Consider the following 16,271-nt stretch of genomic DNA (forward strand, 5'->3'; position numbering starts at 1 on the left):
ATCTTTTTAAATACTCGTTTATAATATTCTCAGCCTTCTTTTTATAGTTTGTCGAGACCAAATATTTAACTTTCCTCTGCCCTTCCATTAACACTCCAACGATTTTAACTTTCCCAACATTTGGAATATTAACTACTTTCTTGGACAATTTAAACTTTATCCCTTTAATAGTCCTTAATTTAAGCTTTTCTTTCTCGAAATCCCTCTTAAATAGTCCTTCTACCTTAACCTTCTTACCGAAATATTCAACTATCAGGTTTTTCCTAAGTTTACCAATATATTCCATTCCCAATTCTTTAGATTCCTTCATAATTTTCTTTGTCGTTACAAAAGTGTCTCCTACGACCGTCCCGATATCTATATGAGTTAAGAATCTAATAATTTCGATGAATATGTCTGTGGATTTTTGCCAAGTGGTTTATTGTAGTGTAAATCGAATATATCCCTTTTTTCGTGATAAATACAGCAGTTTATCTGCTCTTGATATGGTTTGCTATGTCTTTCGATGTAGTTATATCGAATATTGCAACCATAAACCTTTTACTCCATCTCCTTAGTAGCGTTGAATCGATTATTGCAGTGTATTTAAATCTATTGTCATCAAAATATCGGGAAGGTTGGATAGTTGAGTATACAAACAAAACTCATTTTCTGATAGTTTTTGTAGGTTTTTAACGATAGTCGTTCTGTGAATTCCCGAGACATACTCTGAAAATGCTTTGATAGTTTTTATCGGCGTTAGCGTTCTAACTTGTGCGAACTTAGATAACTCCTCCGAACAGTTAAATCCTAAACTATTTATAGAATTAGTGAGTATATTATTAAGTGCTGCTAGCATAGGAGATGCACCGTTTTTTAACGAGTTATTTAAGTACTACCTATTTCTATTTTTTGGTCTTAATTTTAATAGTGTTAAATCACACTATCAGTCAAGTAAGGCACAAGAAAGTGTTATTATAAATACTCATGGAGAATCTGTCCTATTTCCTAAAAGTTACGATAGAAATGGAGACAATCTCATTGGAAGGGATGAATCACTAATATTATTAAAGGACATAAAATCAGTGATAGAAAATGGTGCAACCTGGGTGAATCCCGCAGGTTATCCATTTTATTATACCACTAATAATAATAATAATAATAATAATAATAATAATAATAATAATAATAATAATAATAATAATAATAATAATAATAATAATAATAATAATATGGTTGCTTACGATGGTAGAAACGATGTGAACGATCATACTCAATGGATTGGATGGGAAGGGGCGAATACTGTTATTGGTCAGGATGTAATATTTTACCCACCCGGTAGTGGAGTATATAATTGGACAAGTTCTTCTAACTCTTCAGACTGGTTCACTTCTAGTTGATATAACCGACTATTGAATTTAATAGTGATGGTAATAAAGTAATATCCGCAGATATTCCAATTGGAAGTGGTAGTTTGGTATTTAGTGGAATAGATGGAAATAACAAAAGTCAACTTAACAAAGTTATTTCGAGGATGAATGACTACATTATTGACAAAATAGGGGCAGACCCTCCAAACACTCCAGTAAAGACTCCAATTCCAGTATTTGCAATTATACTTACAATATTGGTACTACCAATACTAATAATGCATAAATCCAACTAAAATTACATTATCTGACAGTGTTTATTTAGAAACCCATTATGGTAAGTTGAAATATTGTTTTATTGGTGAGATGCTATGAAAACTAAGGTATATCCAATTTTAATGTTGTTTTTTATTTTATTGAGTGGATGCATTGGATTTAATAACTACAATAACAATGATGGTTTTAAAGATAGTTTTATACAAACTCATGAACATTTTTATGGGAAAGTCGTTAAGGTAGTTGATGGAGACACGGTTTATGTTGTTGCAGAGAATGGGACTAAATACAAAATAAGGCTCCTTGGTGTTGATACTCCAGAAACCTATAGGAAAAATAATCCCTACGAATACTTTGTAGATGAAAATACACCAATAACCAACATAACTTATTTGAAACTATGGGGACACAAAGCGACAGATTTTGCAAAGAGAAATCTTGAAAATAAAACTGTAATAGTGGTTTTTGATAAAAAAGCACCTAAAAAAGATAAATACGGAAGATATTTGGCTTATATATTCATAAACAATATAAATTTCAATGAAGAATTACTTAAATATGGATATGCAAGAGTTTACATCAGTAATTTTGAGTTAAAGGAAGAATTTATAAACATTGAAAAAGAGGCAAAAATTTATAGGAGAGGTTTATGGAATTGGAGTAACAATTAAAAAATAGTGGAATAGGGGATTCATCAAAACGTGAGGATTTAACTAATATAAAAATAGTGGACTGGGCGGGATTTGAACCCGCGGCCTCCGCACAGCCAATGCGGCGCTCTCCCAGTCTGAGCTACCAGCCCACGATAGGTATTAAGATAATTAATATAACCCATATATAAAATTTTCGAAGTTGAATATGAATAAAAAATGAGTTTTCCAAACGCATAATCTTATAAGATAAGTTCCCAGATCTCTTTCAATTTTTTGACATCAATTTGTCCAGGAGCGGATGCTTTTCCTTCCATAGAAGCAAAAGTTAAGATAGAGCCAAAATGAACCCCTAAGATTCTCGTCAATTTTCCTTCCTCTCCCATAGCGATGCCTATTATCTCTCCTTCATACTTGTTAATTACATTCAAAACTTTTAAAACATCTTCTTTACCTCTTGCCATGACTGCAAACTTTGTAATATCTCCAATTTTTAACCCATCTTCAACAATTTTTATTAACTCCTCATAAGATGGAGTTTTTTCAAAATCATGGTAAGAAATAATTATTTTTGTTTTTGAACCTATCTCATCCCTAAACTTCACGAGTTCTTTATTCTTCTCCTCTCTCAACTCAATATCTACAAATTTTGCATTGCATTCTATTGCCTTTTTTATTAGTTTTATTCTCTCATCATTGCTTTTTTTCCAAAATCCTCCTTCCCAATATGCTCTAACTGTTATTATGCAAGGAAACTTTGCCATCTCCTCAATAACACTTTCATCAACTTCTTTTAACATATCCACCCTAAACTCAACAATATCTGCCACTTCTAATGCTTTTTTAGCATTTTTTAATGCAGTACCTATGTTGTTATCAACAATGGGAATACATATCATATTTTTCACCAAATGCATTTTTTAAGTATTGATTGATAGTATTGCCCTTATTATTATCACTAAAATAATAAAAGAGGATATCAACGTTGAAATTGCACCACCAACAATGCCAAATTTTCCAATTAAAATGTAATTAAGTGAGAAATTCAATACAATTCCAATTAAGATTATATACAAGGATATTTTAGCATATCCAAACCCCTGCAGTGCTGAGGAGAGTATGGAGTAGATACTCATAAACATGGCAGAAATTGAGAGGATTTCTAAGGATATTGATGCTTCTGGATTTTTAACATGGAAAAAAAGATACAAAAGTTCATCTGGAAATGCAATGCATAAAGCAACAAAGGGTAATGAAAGTAATATATTTAGTAAAACCGCTTTTTTTATATATTTTTTATCCTTTGTTTTAGCAATTCTTGGAAGTAGGGGGATTGCTATAGAAGATGCAAATAGAAACACACCCCTTGATAATAGAGAGGCATAACCATAAATACCATTGGAATATGCCCCCAACAACGACATAATTACAATACTATCAATATCTCCCATTAATCTGTATGATGCTGTACCCAATGCTATTGGCACAGCGTATGAGAGAATCTTAAATTGAAAATTTTTATTAAACTTTGATTTTTGCCAAATTCCAAGTGATTTGTTTATAAAATACATTCCAGAAACCCCACCAATGAAGTAGGCAGTTGATATGGACAGTATTGCTCCAAAAACACCAAACATTACAGCAAAAACAACTGAAAATATTATTTTTGAAGTATATTCAAAAACCCATGTTAATGATAACTCCTTTATATGCAAGGTTCCCTGCAAAATTCCCCTCGACCATGAGATAAATGCAGCAAAAGGTAACGCCAACGATAATGCATAATACACATGAGTAGGAATATCTGCATACCCTCCCCCTAAGACATATCTCAAAAACAAAACAAAAATCCCCCCAAACAGAGAAAACAGCAGCATAATTTTTAGTGTTGGGATATACTTAGAGAGTGAGAAATTCTCATCCTCTGCAATAAACTTTGCCATTGCGGGAGGAATGCCGGAGCAAAAAAATATCGTTAATGTGTCCATTATTGGCAATGTTCCTCTCAAAACCCCAAAACCTTCTGTTCCCAACAAATACGCCATTAAAAAGAAAAACACATAAGCACATCCCTTTGAATAAATATTGGCTAACAGGATATAAAAACTGTCCTTTTTTAACCCCATTATTCCACCAAACAATAAAATTTTTATTTTGCATCAGTCTACTTTAAAGTTTTGTCCCCACTCCAATAAAAATCCTATTTCTTCCTATCTTATCACCAAATTTTGAATAAAGTTCTATGTTGTGTTCTTTTGCATATTCTTCAACCTTTTTTCTTCCAGCATCAACAGTTTTTTCTCCAAAGGAAATAACAAGAGTAGTTCCATTAATAGTCTCTTCCCCTAAAATTGGTTTTGTTTTTAACCTCCCCAATTCTTCAAAATCACTCAAATAATTAACTACCATCTTCGCATCATCAATAAATGGAAAATCTTTTAGATATTTTGTTATAAATTCTATATTTCTTCGCCTTTCTTGTCCATATTTTTTTATTCTTACATTGTAGTAGTTTAATTTTCCATCTTGAAAATCCTTTATTATACTCCTTGCAGTTCTATCTAAATCAACCTCATTCCCCTTCTTTAAATATTTTAGTTTTTTTCCAATTTTTTTAAGCAACTCCCCATCTATCTCATCAACCTCAACACCATAGTAGTTTGAGATGATGGTTTTGTCAAAATCATGCAACCTCCTCAATACCTTCAATGCTGGAGAGATTAAGTTCTCTGCCTTTTCAAGCCTCAAAGCCCCAGAAATTATTAATTCATCCTCATCTTTCATCTCCAAAACTCCCGGGGTGTCTAACAACTTTATATTTTTCGTTAATCTAATCCACTGCTCTCCTTTTGTTAATCCTGCCAAAGAACCAGTTAACGCACTCCTCTTTCCTGTTAATGCATTTATTATGGAGGATTTGCCTACATTTGGATAACCAACGACCCCAACCTTACCTTCTTTTATGTTGTTCTTTTTTAGGTGTTCCTTTATCTTATCCCTAAGTATCTTTGTCCCCATTCTATGCTTTGCACTTACAAATACTGCATTTTCTAATTTTTCCTCCCATTTTTCTAAAACCTCCTTTGGAACCAAATCCGCCTTATTTAAAACATAAATCAATTCTTTGTTCATTTTCTTTATCTTCTCTTCCAATTCTCTATTTCTTGTTGTCTCCGGATCCCTGGCATCTAAAACCAATAAAATAACATCACATTCATCTATAATCTTATTGACAATCTTCTTAACTGGAACTTTTTTGTATCTCATATTTTCACCTACAAATGAAATTAGAAATTAAAATTGTAGTGTCTGTTGCCCAAACTTCACTCCCAACTCTTCCAAAATTTTCTTTGCTATCTTTTCTCCCAACAATGATGCAATTTTCTTTGGATTTTTTGTTATATCTTCAACGCTCCTAATTCCTGCGTCATACAATTTCCTTGCCCTAATTCTACCAACATGTTTGATTTTTAGAAGTTCAAGGATGTCTTCTTTTGCTCCATGCTCCAACCTAATCTCCAATTTCGATAACGTATCTATATCCTTATTTAATAATTTTGCAATTTCTTTCGTTGAATATATCATCCACTTTGCCTGCTCAACCTTATATCTTAAAATCCCTGGTTCAATTTTATATTTTTTTAGTATTTCTTCCTCTGGAACTTCATTAATCCAATCATAAAGCATCTTCGCATTTTTAAATGCCTCTAAACTATCATAGGTTTTATCATAAATTCCCGCCTCTTCCATCTCTAAGATTAAATCCAACTCCTCAAAACCACTAACCCTCAACAACGGCATCATTTCAATGGTCTTTGAGATTAAATATAAATAATACAACTCCTCGTTACCAACATTTTCCATCTCATTTAATCCGTCAATTATTATCTTTGCACTTAGTGGATCTATATACAATTCAGAGATCCTCTTTCCTAATTTTGTTGGGAAATAATCAACTATAAACTCATTCTCCTCCAAAAAATCAATAACTTCTTTTATATTTCTCAAAACTCCTCCCAAATTTCCATATTGATGGGCATAGAAGGTGTTTTTTATAAATGATATCAAATCAAACTCATTCTCAATCTCCCTTGTGGCAATCATTCCCAACAGTTGGGTTCTTAAAACCCCCTGATTTGAGAGTTTTGAGTATATATATTCTGGTTTTCCTTCCAAATACATCTCTGCTCTTTCCAAATCCTTTTCATTCTTAACAAATATAATACCCTCCCCATAGGGATCCAATCCAGGTCTTCCTGCCCTTCCAATGCATTGATAGATTTCCATAATTGGAATTGGCCTCATCCTTCCATCAGAGAATCTCATTAAATCCCTTACAATTGCCCTCCTGCAAGGTAAATTTATCCCCGCAGAGTTATGTACTATAAATCCATTTGCCACAATGTAATGGCTATTACTTCCATCATCAGGCAGTTCTATGTCGTAGGCATATTTGTCATTTACCTTTATCTTTTTAATTTCCTTAATTCTATCCCAATAAATGTCTTCATCATAACATTCACACCATATTTTACCTATTTTCTTACTTTTTACAATCTGTTTCAATTTTCTTCTTTCCTTATGCTTAAGTGGAATATTTTCATAAAATCTTTTTACACTTATAAAATCACTGATTATTAGTTTATAAATGCCCCTTTTTTTGTATTCCTTACTATTTATTGGTGATTTTATAGCCCTTCTTCTTTTTCTGATTGAACTATGTACTCCAAACCTCAATAATGCCAATTGTAATTTTTTAACCAAATTTTCTGATGTTGAAGAGAATTCTATTTTCTTTTTGTTGTAATTAATGTACCCACCACCATCAAACAACCCTGCAATAAAGTATGATAACTTTTCCAATGGAAGGTTGTAAAACGCATCAATATTTAATTCATTAAATATTTTTCTTGGTTTTTTTAAGTACTTATGATGAGGAATCCCTCTTTCTATATTTTTTAAAAAGTGTTTTTTGTGAAGTTCAGAATCATTGAAGTATCCAATGAAATAAAGATCTCCATGGGATAAATCAATGTCTTTCTCCTCAATTCTTATCTTATCAACAGTTGCCACATAATCCCCAACTTTTAAGTCCTTTGCTTCTTTTTCACAAAGTTCTTTTCCTTCTTTAACTAAAAACATATGATTTGGGGTTGTGGTAATTTCCAATCCATTTTTTGTTTTTACAACAATGTTGTATGGATGTTGTGGGGTTTTATGAACTTTCCATCCATCCACTGGTTTTATTTTATTTCCACACAACGCAAAGATCTTTTCATTCTTATTCAGTTCTGTAATCTTTCTAAATCCGCTCTCTTGCAGTATTTCAGTATTTGCATTTAAACAGAGTGTAGGTGTGCAACAAATAACTTTTATTAATTTGTTCCTAAATCCCTCTTCAACAATTTTTCTATGCTCGTAAGTTAAACCCGCATGGTGGAAGGCAACACCCTTCTCCACACATTCTGCCAACGCCTTGCATGTTTCTGTTGGAGGTTCTAAGATTGATAAAATCTCATCCCTTAATTTTTGCAGTTCATATTTTTCATTGTTTGACAAATATTTCTTTAAATTCAGTTTTTTTGCTTCATTAACAGCCCCATTCTTAGAATTGCAGAATATTAAGCAACAACCCCCCTCTTTAACACAATCCAAAACCAAATTTAGCATTTGATTATTCGAAAAATTTGGCAGTTCTTTGCATTCCCTATCTGAATAAATAATTTTATTTTGGAAAAAAATACCTTTTCTCAACTCAACAGGCCTCCAATTATCTATAACGAGTTCAGCATTGAGCCACTCTGCCAACTCCTCAGGATTCCCAATTGTTGCAGATAAACCAACTATCTGCACATTCAAATTTTTTAATTTTGTTAATAAAACCTCCAACGTCCCTCCTCTTTTTTCATCATTTATCATGTGGATTTCATCAACAATAGCAACATAAACATAGTCAAGCCAATCTATATTATGCCTCATAAGGGAATCCAATTTTTCCGCAGTGGTTATGATGATGTTGTATTTGGATAAATACTCCTTTTCATCATAATCTCCAATAGATAACGCTACTTTTAAGCCATATTTTTCATATTTCCTCCTGAATTCATCATATTTTTCACTTGCCAATGCCTTTAAAGGCACTATGAATAAACCTTTTTTATTTGTAGGGGTTTTGTTTTCATCCAAAAGATGGTTTATTAGTACCATTTCTCCAATTAGGGTTTTTCCACTTGCTGTTGGGATACAAATTAAAAAATTTTTGTCTTTATCCAATAATCCTCTTTCAACAACCTTCTTTTGTGGAGGCCGGAGTTCTTTTATTCCATTTTCCCTTAAAACTTCAAAGACATGATTATGGTTTTGCATCATCTCACCAACTTTATATTAAGATAATAACGTAAATTTGGGAAAATTATTTTACTCTATTTAGAATAAGCCTAATGACTACATCTAAACATCCAATACATACCGATAAAATTCACAAATAGGTACAATTAAATAATTTAAATTGTTATATATTTTAAAGTCACCGAAAAATATATATACCTGAGTTCTTGTAAATACTTAATGGGCGGAAATCTCCTTCCTTCCAGAACTTGTAGTGTGCATAGGGTCGTTCTGCAAAGTATGTATGAATTATTGCCTCAAATTTCAATTTAGAGGTTTTTGTCGGCATCGTATTCAAATTTGAAGGTTATTAAAAATACTTTGCAGAACGACTACATAAACCAAAATTTTGTTTTGGGGGTGACGTTTTATGTGGAAAAAGTTACTTGCTTTAATATTTGCGGTTGCTATAGTAACCGCGTTTTCTGGATGTACCAACAAAACCCAGGAAGCAGAAACTGGAACCTCAGCAACAGATAATGTAATAAAAATAGGAGTTTTGACTGATTTATCAGGACCTTTATCATCTGATGGTAATGATATAAAGAAAACCTTAGAAATTGGAAAAGATGGGATAAACAAATATTTTGAAGAAAAAGGAATGCCATACAAAGTTGAACTTTATGTTGAAGATACTCAGACAAATCCATCAATTGCACTTCAAAAAGTTCAATCATTAAAAGCAAAAGGCATTAACTTAATAATTGGTCCAATGTCAAGTAGTGAAGTTAAAAATATCAAAAACTATGTAACTTCTAACAAGATGGTTATTATATCCCCAAGTTCAACTGCTATTCCAATAATGATTGGTTTCACTAAACCAGAAGATAAAAAATACGTCTTTAGATTTGTTCCAAACGATGAATTCCAAGGAAAAGCAATTGCAGGGGAAATAAAAGATATGGGTATTAAAGATGTTGTTGTAATATATAGGGGAGATGCATGGGGTAAAGGATTGGAAAAAGCTGCTGTTGAAAACTTAAAGAAAGAGGGAATAAATATTGTTGATGAAATTGAATATCCTTCAACTCCTGAACCAAGTGACTGGAGCCCATACATCCAGACATTGGAAAACAAACTCCAAGGAAAAGATCCAAAGACAACTGCTGTGTTATCTATAGGATTTGAGGAATTAGCAACCTTATTATCACAAATAGATGGTAACTCACCATTGTTAAAATACAAGTGGTTTGGTTCAGACGGAATCGTTGACAGTGAGAAGGTTGTAAAAGAAGCAAAAGACAAAGCAATGAAAATTGGGTTATATTCAACTGAGTTCTATGGAGTCAGTGATGAAGCAAAGAAATTAGCAGAAGAATATAAGAAGAGAGGATATGGAGAAAAACCAAGACAATATGCTTTAGTGTCTTATGATGCCTTATGGGTTGGAGCTATTTCCTATGCTGAGATGTTAAATGAAACTGGAAAATACGACGCTGACTTATTAGTTAAGTTAATTAAAGAAAATACTGTTAAATATACTAAAGATGAATTTGGATCTAAGCCAGTTACTGGAGACATTTACTTAAATGAATGGAATGATAGAGCAAGTGGAGACTATGGAATCCATGCTGTAACTGAAGATGGCTGGAAATTGGTAGGAATCTGGGACTACAAGACTGGAAAGATTAATTGGATAAATAAATAAATTTAATTTTTGTTTTATTTTTTAATCATTTCAGTTATTTTTATTTTTTTATTTTCAGGTTGTTTTAAGGATTAACAATTAATGATGGGGTTATTATGTTCGAGACATTAATACTAAAATATGAGGATGTAGAAAGGCTATTTGATATCAAAAAAATCTTAGATGTTGTAGAATTAGCATTTAAAGAAAAAGGTTTAGGACTTGTAGAAATGCCTGTAAGAGAGCCAATAATTAAAGGTGAATGGGTAAAAGAAGGCTTGTATATAAATGCAATTGGAGCAGATGCCCAGGTAAGAGAGAGTTGGAAACTACAGTGTTGTTAAAGGCAGATAAAATTGTTGTAGATTGTTATGAACAGACAATGCATAGTGGAGAAATAAATGTTCCAATATCAAATAATGAAATAACAAAAGAAAACATCTACGGAGAAATAGGCGAAATAATTGTAGGGAAGAAAAATGGAAGAGAAAAAGATAATGAAATAACAATCTTTGATTCAACAGGATTGGCAATACAAGATGTGGCTGTAGCCCATAGGTTGTATTTAGAAGCTCAAAAACTTGGAATTAGAAATAGGGTGGAACTTGTTAGAGTTGTTTAACGTAAAGTATATATAAAATTTGTAATGATTTTAGATGTAGTGAGTTTTTGGGGGATACGATGGAGATTTTGAGGACAGAAAATATTGTAAAATATTTTGGTGAGTTTAAAGCTTTGGATGGAGTATCTATAAGTGTAAATAAAGGAGATGTCACCTTATTATAGGTCCAAATGGGAGTGGAAAATCTACACTGATAAATGTTATTACTGGATTTTTAAAGGCAGATGAGGGAAAAGTTTATTTTGAAAATAAAGACATCACAAACAAAGAACCAGCAGAACTCTACCATTACGGAATTGTTAGAGCTTTTCAAACACCACAACCTTTAAAAGAGATGACTGTTCTTGAAAATTTGTTAATAGGGGAAATTAATCCAGGAGAGAATCCTTTAAATGCCCTATTTTATAAAAAATGGATTCCAAAAGAAGAAGAAATGGTTGAAAAAGCTTTTAAAGTATTGGAATTTTTAAAATTATCTCATCTGCATGATAGAAAGGCAGGAGAGCTTAGTGGAGGGCAGATGAAGCTTGTTGAGATTGGAAGGGCTTTAATGACTAATCCAAAAATGATTGTTATGGATGAGCCAATAGCAGGAGTAGCCCCAGGTTTAGCCCATGATATATTCAACCATGTCCTTGAATTGAAAGAAAAAGGTATTACATTTTTAATTATTGAGCATAGATTGGATATTGTTTTGAACTATATAGATCATTTATATGTTATGTTTAATGGGCAAATTATTGCTGAAGGTAGAGGAGGGGAGGGGATTAAAAAGGTTTTATCAGACCCAAAAGTTGTTGAAATTTACATTGGAGAATAATCCATTTGATTTGTTGGTGATGAACATGATAAAAGTAAAAAATCTAAACGCTGGTTATGGAAAATTACAGATATTATTTGACGTAGATGCAAAAATAGAAAAAGGGAAAATCACAACTGTTGTAGGCCCAAATGGGAGTGGAAAATCTACATTTTTAAAAACCTTGTTTGGTTTAACAAAGATATATTCTGGAGAGATAGAGTTTAAAGGAAAAGATATAGCAAAACTCCCCCCACATATAAAAGCAAGAATGAAAATTGCTTATTTACCACAAACAAATAATGTATTTGCTAATTTAACTGTTGAAGAAAACTTAAAGATTGCTGGCTATGTATTAGATAAAGATAAAGTTAAAGAGGGGATAGAAATTGCTTTAAATGTATTTCCAGAACTTAAAGATATTTTAAAGAGAAAGGCTGGAACATTGAGTGGAGGACAGAGGCAGTTCTTAGCTATGGGAATGGCTTTGGTTAGAGATGCAGAAGTTTTAATGTTGGATGAGCCAACTGCCCAATTATCACCAAAACTTGCAGAATTGATATTTGAAAAAATCATTGAAATGAGGGACAACTTTGACTTAACAATTTTGTTGGTTGAGCAAAATGCCAAGAGGGCTTTAGAGATTAGTGATAACGGTTATATGTTTGTGAGTGGAAGAGTAGCATTTGAAGGGACGGCAGAAGAGTTATTAAACCATGAGAAATTTAAGGAATATTCATTGGGAATAACTGCTATTTAATCCAAAAATATTATAATAAGTTTTTTAATTTACTAAAAGTTTCAAGGTGAAAAAATGATTTTAGAAGGGGCGATTATTTATTCTAACCTTTTAGTTTTGTTAGCCTTGGGATTAACTCTAACTTATATAACAACAAATGTTCCAAACTTTGCCCAGGGGAGTTATGCAATAGTTGGGAGTTATGTGGCTTTGACTTTATTGAAACTGTTTGGCATTAGTCCTTATCTGTCTCTTCCAGTTTTATTTGTTGTTGGGGCAGTTGTAGGTTTAGTCACATATTTGGCTCTAAAACCATTGATAAAGAGGGGAGCTTCTGTAGAGATTTTAATGATTGCTACATTGGCAGTTGATTTAATATTGTTAGGAGCTATTGGGGCTTATTCTGAAATATTAAGTGCAATTGTTGGCTCCACTCAAGCAAAATTCGTTTTTGCAAACTTAGACTTTACAGCATTTGGATTTAAAGGAATTTTGTTTGTTTCAACGTTTGTTATTATTTTGCTATTAATTGGGCTTTATCTCCTATTGTATAAAACAAAGTTTGGTATTGCATTGAGGGCTTCAATGGAAAATTCTTCCCTTGCTCAAACAATGGGGATTGATGTAGAAAAAACAAGGTTGTTTTCTTGGATTCTCTCTGGAGCTTTAGCTGGAGTTGCTGGGGGGCTTTTACCTTTTATGCAAGAGATTGTTCCAGCTACAGGGGGATTAATTATTATCTCAATCTTTGCAGCAAGTATTGTTGGAGGGTTGAGGCATATAAGTGGGGCATTAATTGGAGGATATGTCATTGGAATATCTGAGAGTTTAATAACCTATTACCTATCATCAGTATTTGGGACTGGATTTTTAGTATATGGAAAAGTCATTTCCTTAGTAATAATGATAGCAACATTATTAATAGCCCCTTATGGAATTACTGGAGTTGATTGGAAGAAGGTTAAGAAACTGCTTTTTACTTCATAATTTAACTTTGGGGTGAAAAAATGATTATTGAACTAATACCTATGATTTTGTTGTGGTTTGGGCTTTATTATATTGTTTCATTATCCTTAAACATGGAATTTGGTTATGCAGGTATTCCAAACTTTGGTAAAGCTTTATCAGTGTTGGTTGGAGCTATTGCAGTTGGAGGGATTTTAAACAGATTACTAATATTATATTTCGGCATTGGAGGGGACTTTATTACAGGAAGCACTTATGCAACATCTATGATAAATGATTTAATTGCCTCAAATCCAATAGTTGGAATTGGAATATTGGTATTGGCTATAATATTGGCTTCAATCCTTGGCTTTATCGTTGGAGCAATCTTTATCCTACCAAGTGCTAAGTTAAAAGAGGATTATTTAGGGATTACATTATTAGCTATAAGCGAGGCTGTGCTTTTAGTATGCACTTATAATCTAAATATAATTGGTGGATATTATGGAATTTCAACACCTGATATCTTAGCATTTGTTTCTGGTGAGTATAGGGGCTGGGTGTTTACAGGAATAGTTTTGGCTATTGCCTTCTTAATCTATTTGTTCTTTGAGAGATTGCTAAATACTCCTTATGGTAGAGTTTTGAGGGCGATGAGAGAGAATGAAGATACGGTTAAAGCATTTGGTAGAAATATAATGAAGTTGAGGATAAAGACTGTTGCTATTGGTTCTGCAATCGGTGCAATTGCTGGGGCTTTGTATTCACTATATACGGTAAATATCGTTGCAAATGCATTTACAAGGGTCGAATGGACATTCTTCCCATTCTTAATGGTCTTATTGGGAGGAAAAGGGAATAACAAAGGAGTTGCCTTAGGAGTTTTATGTTATGTTATAGTCAAAGTCCTATTGGATGTCTATAAGTATGATTTAAAGGAAGCTTTAGGCATTCCATTTGAACCAGTTTGGTTATCCTATATACTATTTGGGGTTTTAATGCTTCTTATCCTCTACTACAAGCCATCTGGTCTAATTCCTGAAAAACCAATACTGACAAAACCAATAAAAAAGTTTATGCAAAATCAATAGAAAATAATGAAACCCGTGAAAATATCGAAAATACACTATAACACAAGTGGTGATATTTATGGTGAAACTCACAGAAGAAATGAAAAAATCAATAAATGAATCAATTGTATTTCTTACAACCGCCACAAAAGATGGAATACCAAATGTTGCTCCTATGAGGGCTCTTAAAGTGGTTGATGATGAAACTGTTGTAATATGTGATAACTTTATGCATAAGACCTTAAAGAATATTAAAGAAAATCCAAATGTGGCTTTTGCAACATCAGATTGTAAAGAACATCCATTCCAATACAAAGGAATTGCAGAATACCACACAGAAGGAAAATGGTTTGAAATTGCAAAAGAGATAGATGCACAGTTTGGAAGAGTCCCAAAAGGAGCAGTTGTAATAAAAATAAAAGAAATATACAATGTAAAATCTGGGGAAGACGCTGGAAAATTAATAGCAAAAGACGAATAAATAAAACTAATAAATGTTCATATGCCAATGCCATATTATTTAACTCTTCTTCTAACCGCCTCAGCATGTCCATATAAACCTTCTGCCTCTGCCAATGTGATTACAATATCTGCTATATTTTTTAATCCTTCTTTTGTTAATTCTTGAATTGTTGGCTTTTTTAGGAATGTCTCAACACTTAACCCAGAATACATTCTTGCACATGCAGAGGTTGGTAAAACGTGGTTTGTTCCACTTGCGTAATCTCCAACTGGAACTGGAGCATACTCCCCCAAGAATATACTTCCAGCATGCTTAATTTTCTTTAAAACTTCTCTTGGATTTTTGGTTATGATTTCCAAATGTTCTGGGGCATATTCGTTTGAGAACTCTATACATTCATTTAAATCTCCAACAAGTATTGCAGAGTTTTCCAATGCCTTCTCAATAATATCTCTTCTCTCTGCTTTTTCCATCTCCTCAATGATTTTATTTTTTATGCTATTTGCCTTTTCCATAGATGTTGTTGTTATTATACAAGGGGCATTTGGATCATGCTCTGCCTGGGCTAAGAAGTCCAATGCTATATATTCTTCATTAGCATTTTCATCTGCAATTATCAAAACCTCAGAAGGTCCTGCAGGGAAGTCAATAGCAACATCACCATAAACCAACTTCTTTGCTGCAGTTACAAAAACATTCCCAGGCCCCACAATAATATCAACCTTTGGGATTGTTTCAGTTCCATAAGCCATTGCCCCTATTGCCTGAGATCCTCCAACCTTATACATCTCATCAGCCTTTGCTATATCCCCAGCAACCAATGTTGCAGGATTTCCTTCGCCCTCTTTTGTTGGGGGGGAGGTTATAACTACTTTTTCACATCCAGCAACCTTTGCAGGAATAACAGTCATTAAAACCGTTGAAGGATAAAATGCCCTACCTCCAGGCACATAACATCCAACATTCTCTATGGATCTTAAAATCTGCCCTGCTTTAATGCCATTCTTTTCCATTTCCCATTCTTTTAGGTTTTTTAGTTGCATCTCATGGAATTCCTTGATGTTCTCTGATGCCTTTTCTATTGCCTCTATGACCTTATAGTCAATTTTGTTGTATGCGTTTTCTATCTCTTCTTTACTAACTTTAAAATCTTCAATATCTACGCCATCAAATTTTTTTGTGTAGTATCTTAATGCCTCATCACCTTTTTCCCTAACGTTCTTTAAAATTTCCTGAACTGTTGGAATGATGTTTTCAAGGTTCATCTTATTTCTGTTGATAATTTTGCTCCTTTCTTCTTCCATTAAATCCCTAATTCTTTTAATTATCATGATTTCACCTATT

Annotated in this window: 16 protein-coding genes, 1 tRNA gene and 2 pseudogenes; 11 read left to right on the plus strand and 8 right to left on the minus strand. The window is 32.8% G+C overall.

Going from position 1 to position 16,271, the window contains the following annotated elements; translation table 11 throughout:
• Positions 1-310: pseudogene (locus METFODRAFT_RS00490) on the minus strand (hypothetical protein); the annotation flags it as partial.
• Positions 311-571: 261 nt separating this feature from the next.
• Positions 572-838, minus strand: coding sequence for a hypothetical protein (locus METFODRAFT_RS11230; RefSeq protein WP_245528851.1), 267 nt, complete (start codon positions 836-838; stop codon positions 572-574).
• Here METFODRAFT_RS11230 and METFODRAFT_RS10995 point away from each other — a divergent pair.
• From METFODRAFT_RS10995 to ecnA, 3 genes are all read left to right on the plus strand, one after another.
• Positions 810-1,379: a hypothetical protein gene (locus METFODRAFT_RS10995; protein ID WP_083820818.1), complete on the plus strand. Its 570-nt coding sequence runs from the start codon at positions 810-812 to the stop codon at positions 1,377-1,379. The genes METFODRAFT_RS11230 and METFODRAFT_RS10995 overlap by 29 nt on opposite strands.
• A gap of 74 nt (positions 1,380-1,453) precedes the next feature.
• Entirely contained in the window at positions 1,454-1,645 is a 192-nt protein-coding gene (locus METFODRAFT_RS00500; RefSeq protein ID WP_007043541.1) for a hypothetical protein, read from the plus strand.
• Between the two features lie 75 nt (positions 1,646-1,720).
• The gene (ecnA, locus tag METFODRAFT_RS00505; RefSeq protein ID WP_007043542.1) at positions 1,721-2,296 is read left to right on the plus strand and encodes a calcium-activated nuclease EcnA; all 576 of its coding nucleotides are present in this window, start codon (positions 1,721-1,723) and stop codon (positions 2,294-2,296) included.
• A gap of 57 nt (positions 2,297-2,353) precedes the next feature.
• Here ecnA and METFODRAFT_RS00510 read toward each other — a convergent pair.
• The 5 genes from METFODRAFT_RS00510 to METFODRAFT_RS00530 form a co-directional block, all read right to left on the minus strand.
• Positions 2,354-2,427, minus strand: a tRNA-Ala gene (locus tag METFODRAFT_RS00510).
• 90 nt (positions 2,428-2,517) lie between these two features.
• Positions 2,518-3,174, minus strand: a complete 657-nt coding sequence (aroD, locus tag METFODRAFT_RS00515; RefSeq protein WP_048115167.1) for a type I 3-dehydroquinate dehydratase — start codon at positions 3,172-3,174, stop codon at positions 2,518-2,520.
• Positions 3,175-3,195: 21 nt separating this feature from the next.
• A complete protein-coding gene (locus METFODRAFT_RS00520) occupies positions 3,196-4,401 on the minus strand; it encodes a flippase (RefSeq protein ID WP_007043544.1) in 1,206 nt (401 codons plus the stop codon).
• Between the two features lie 43 nt (positions 4,402-4,444).
• Positions 4,445-5,542 carry a GTPase gene (locus METFODRAFT_RS00525; protein ID WP_007043545.1) on the minus strand — a complete coding sequence of 366 codons (1,098 nt, stop codon included), beginning with the start codon at positions 5,540-5,542 and terminating at the stop codon, positions 4,445-4,447.
• Positions 5,543-5,569: 27 nt separating this feature from the next.
• Complete coding sequence (locus METFODRAFT_RS00530; RefSeq protein ID WP_007043546.1) at positions 5,570-8,644, minus strand: DEAD/DEAH box helicase; 3,075 nt, start codon at positions 8,642-8,644, stop codon at positions 5,570-5,572.
• A gap of 388 nt (positions 8,645-9,032) precedes the next feature.
• Between METFODRAFT_RS00530 and METFODRAFT_RS00535 the strand changes: the two genes are divergently transcribed.
• From METFODRAFT_RS00535 to METFODRAFT_RS00565, 8 genes and pseudogenes are all read left to right on the plus strand, one after another.
• Complete coding sequence (locus METFODRAFT_RS00535) at positions 9,033-10,310, plus strand: ABC transporter substrate-binding protein (protein ID WP_007043547.1); 1,278 nt, start codon at positions 9,033-9,035, stop codon at positions 10,308-10,310.
• 95 nt (positions 10,311-10,405) lie between these two features.
• Entirely contained in the window at positions 10,406-10,633 is a 228-nt protein-coding gene (locus METFODRAFT_RS11105; RefSeq protein WP_007043548.1) for an ornithine cyclodeaminase/mu-crystallin, read from the plus strand.
• Positions 10,612-10,911 carry a hypothetical protein gene (locus METFODRAFT_RS11110; RefSeq protein WP_052322758.1) on the plus strand — a complete coding sequence of 100 codons (300 nt, stop codon included), beginning with the start codon at positions 10,612-10,614 and terminating at the stop codon, positions 10,909-10,911. The genes METFODRAFT_RS11105 and METFODRAFT_RS11110 overlap by 22 nt, the downstream gene beginning before the upstream one ends.
• A 59-nt stretch (positions 10,912-10,970) precedes the next feature.
• A pseudogene (locus METFODRAFT_RS00545) lies at positions 10,971-11,731 on the plus strand (ABC transporter ATP-binding protein).
• Positions 11,732-11,756: 25 nt separating this feature from the next.
• A complete protein-coding gene (locus METFODRAFT_RS00550) occupies positions 11,757-12,470 on the plus strand; it encodes an ATP-binding cassette domain-containing protein (protein ID WP_173361545.1) in 714 nt (237 codons plus the stop codon).
• Positions 12,471-12,524: 54 nt separating this feature from the next.
• Entirely contained in the window at positions 12,525-13,436 is a 912-nt protein-coding gene (locus tag METFODRAFT_RS00555) for a branched-chain amino acid ABC transporter permease (protein WP_007043553.1), read from the plus strand.
• Between the two features lie 20 nt (positions 13,437-13,456).
• On the plus strand, positions 13,457-14,485 hold the full coding sequence (locus tag METFODRAFT_RS00560) for a branched-chain amino acid ABC transporter permease (RefSeq protein ID WP_007043554.1): 1,029 nt from the start codon (positions 13,457-13,459) through the stop codon (positions 14,483-14,485).
• Positions 14,486-14,543: 58 nt separating this feature from the next.
• Positions 14,544-14,945 carry a pyridoxamine 5'-phosphate oxidase family protein gene (locus METFODRAFT_RS00565; protein WP_007043555.1) on the plus strand — a complete coding sequence of 134 codons (402 nt, stop codon included), beginning with the start codon at positions 14,544-14,546 and terminating at the stop codon, positions 14,943-14,945.
• A 35-nt stretch (positions 14,946-14,980) separates the two neighbouring features.
• Here METFODRAFT_RS00565 and hisD read toward each other — a convergent pair whose 3' ends face one another.
• Positions 14,981-16,258 carry a histidinol dehydrogenase gene (gene hisD, locus METFODRAFT_RS00570; RefSeq protein WP_007043556.1) on the minus strand — a complete coding sequence of 426 codons (1,278 nt, stop codon included), beginning with the start codon at positions 16,256-16,258 and terminating at the stop codon, positions 14,981-14,983.
• Positions 16,259-16,271 lie beyond the last annotated feature (13 nt).

The sequence above is a fragment of the Methanotorris formicicus Mc-S-70 genome, from assembly GCF_000243455.1.
Classification (GTDB): domain Archaea; phylum AGJL01; class Methanococci; order Methanococcales; family Methanococcaceae; genus Methanotorris; species Methanotorris formicicus.

Coding starts and splice junctions, on each gene's coding strand:
- METFODRAFT_RS11105 (WP_007043548.1), top strand. CDS start 10,406: ATGTTCGAGACATTAATACTAAAATATGAGGATGTAGAAAGGCTATTT.
- METFODRAFT_RS00525 (WP_007043545.1), bottom strand. CDS start 5,542: ATGAGATACAAAAAAGTTCCAGTTAAGAAGATTGTCAATAAGATTATA.
- METFODRAFT_RS11230 (WP_245528851.1), bottom strand. CDS start 838: ATGCTAGCAGCACTTAATAATATACTCACTAATTCTATAAATAGTTTA.
- METFODRAFT_RS00550 (WP_173361545.1), top strand. CDS start 11,757: ATGATAAAAGTAAAAAATCTAAACGCTGGTTATGGAAAATTACAGATA.
- METFODRAFT_RS00520 (WP_007043544.1), bottom strand. CDS start 4,401: ATGGGGTTAAAAAAGGACAGTTTTTATATCCTGTTAGCCAATATTTAT.
- hisD (WP_007043556.1), bottom strand. CDS start 16,258: ATGATAATTAAAAGAATTAGGGATTTAATGGAAGAAGAAAGGAGCAAA.
- METFODRAFT_RS00560 (WP_007043554.1), top strand. CDS start 13,457: ATGATTATTGAACTAATACCTATGATTTTGTTGTGGTTTGGGCTTTAT.
- METFODRAFT_RS00530 (WP_007043546.1), bottom strand. CDS start 8,644: ATGATGCAAAACCATAATCATGTCTTTGAAGTTTTAAGGGAAAATGGA.
- METFODRAFT_RS00555 (WP_007043553.1), top strand. CDS start 12,525: ATGATTTTAGAAGGGGCGATTATTTATTCTAACCTTTTAGTTTTGTTA.
- METFODRAFT_RS00535 (WP_007043547.1), top strand. CDS start 9,033: ATGTGGAAAAAGTTACTTGCTTTAATATTTGCGGTTGCTATAGTAACC.
- ecnA (WP_007043542.1), top strand. CDS start 1,721: ATGAAAACTAAGGTATATCCAATTTTAATGTTGTTTTTTATTTTATTG.
- aroD (WP_048115167.1), bottom strand. CDS start 3,174: ATGATATGTATTCCCATTGTTGATAACAACATAGGTACTGCATTAAAA.
- METFODRAFT_RS00565 (WP_007043555.1), top strand. CDS start 14,544: ATGGTGAAACTCACAGAAGAAATGAAAAAATCAATAAATGAATCAATT.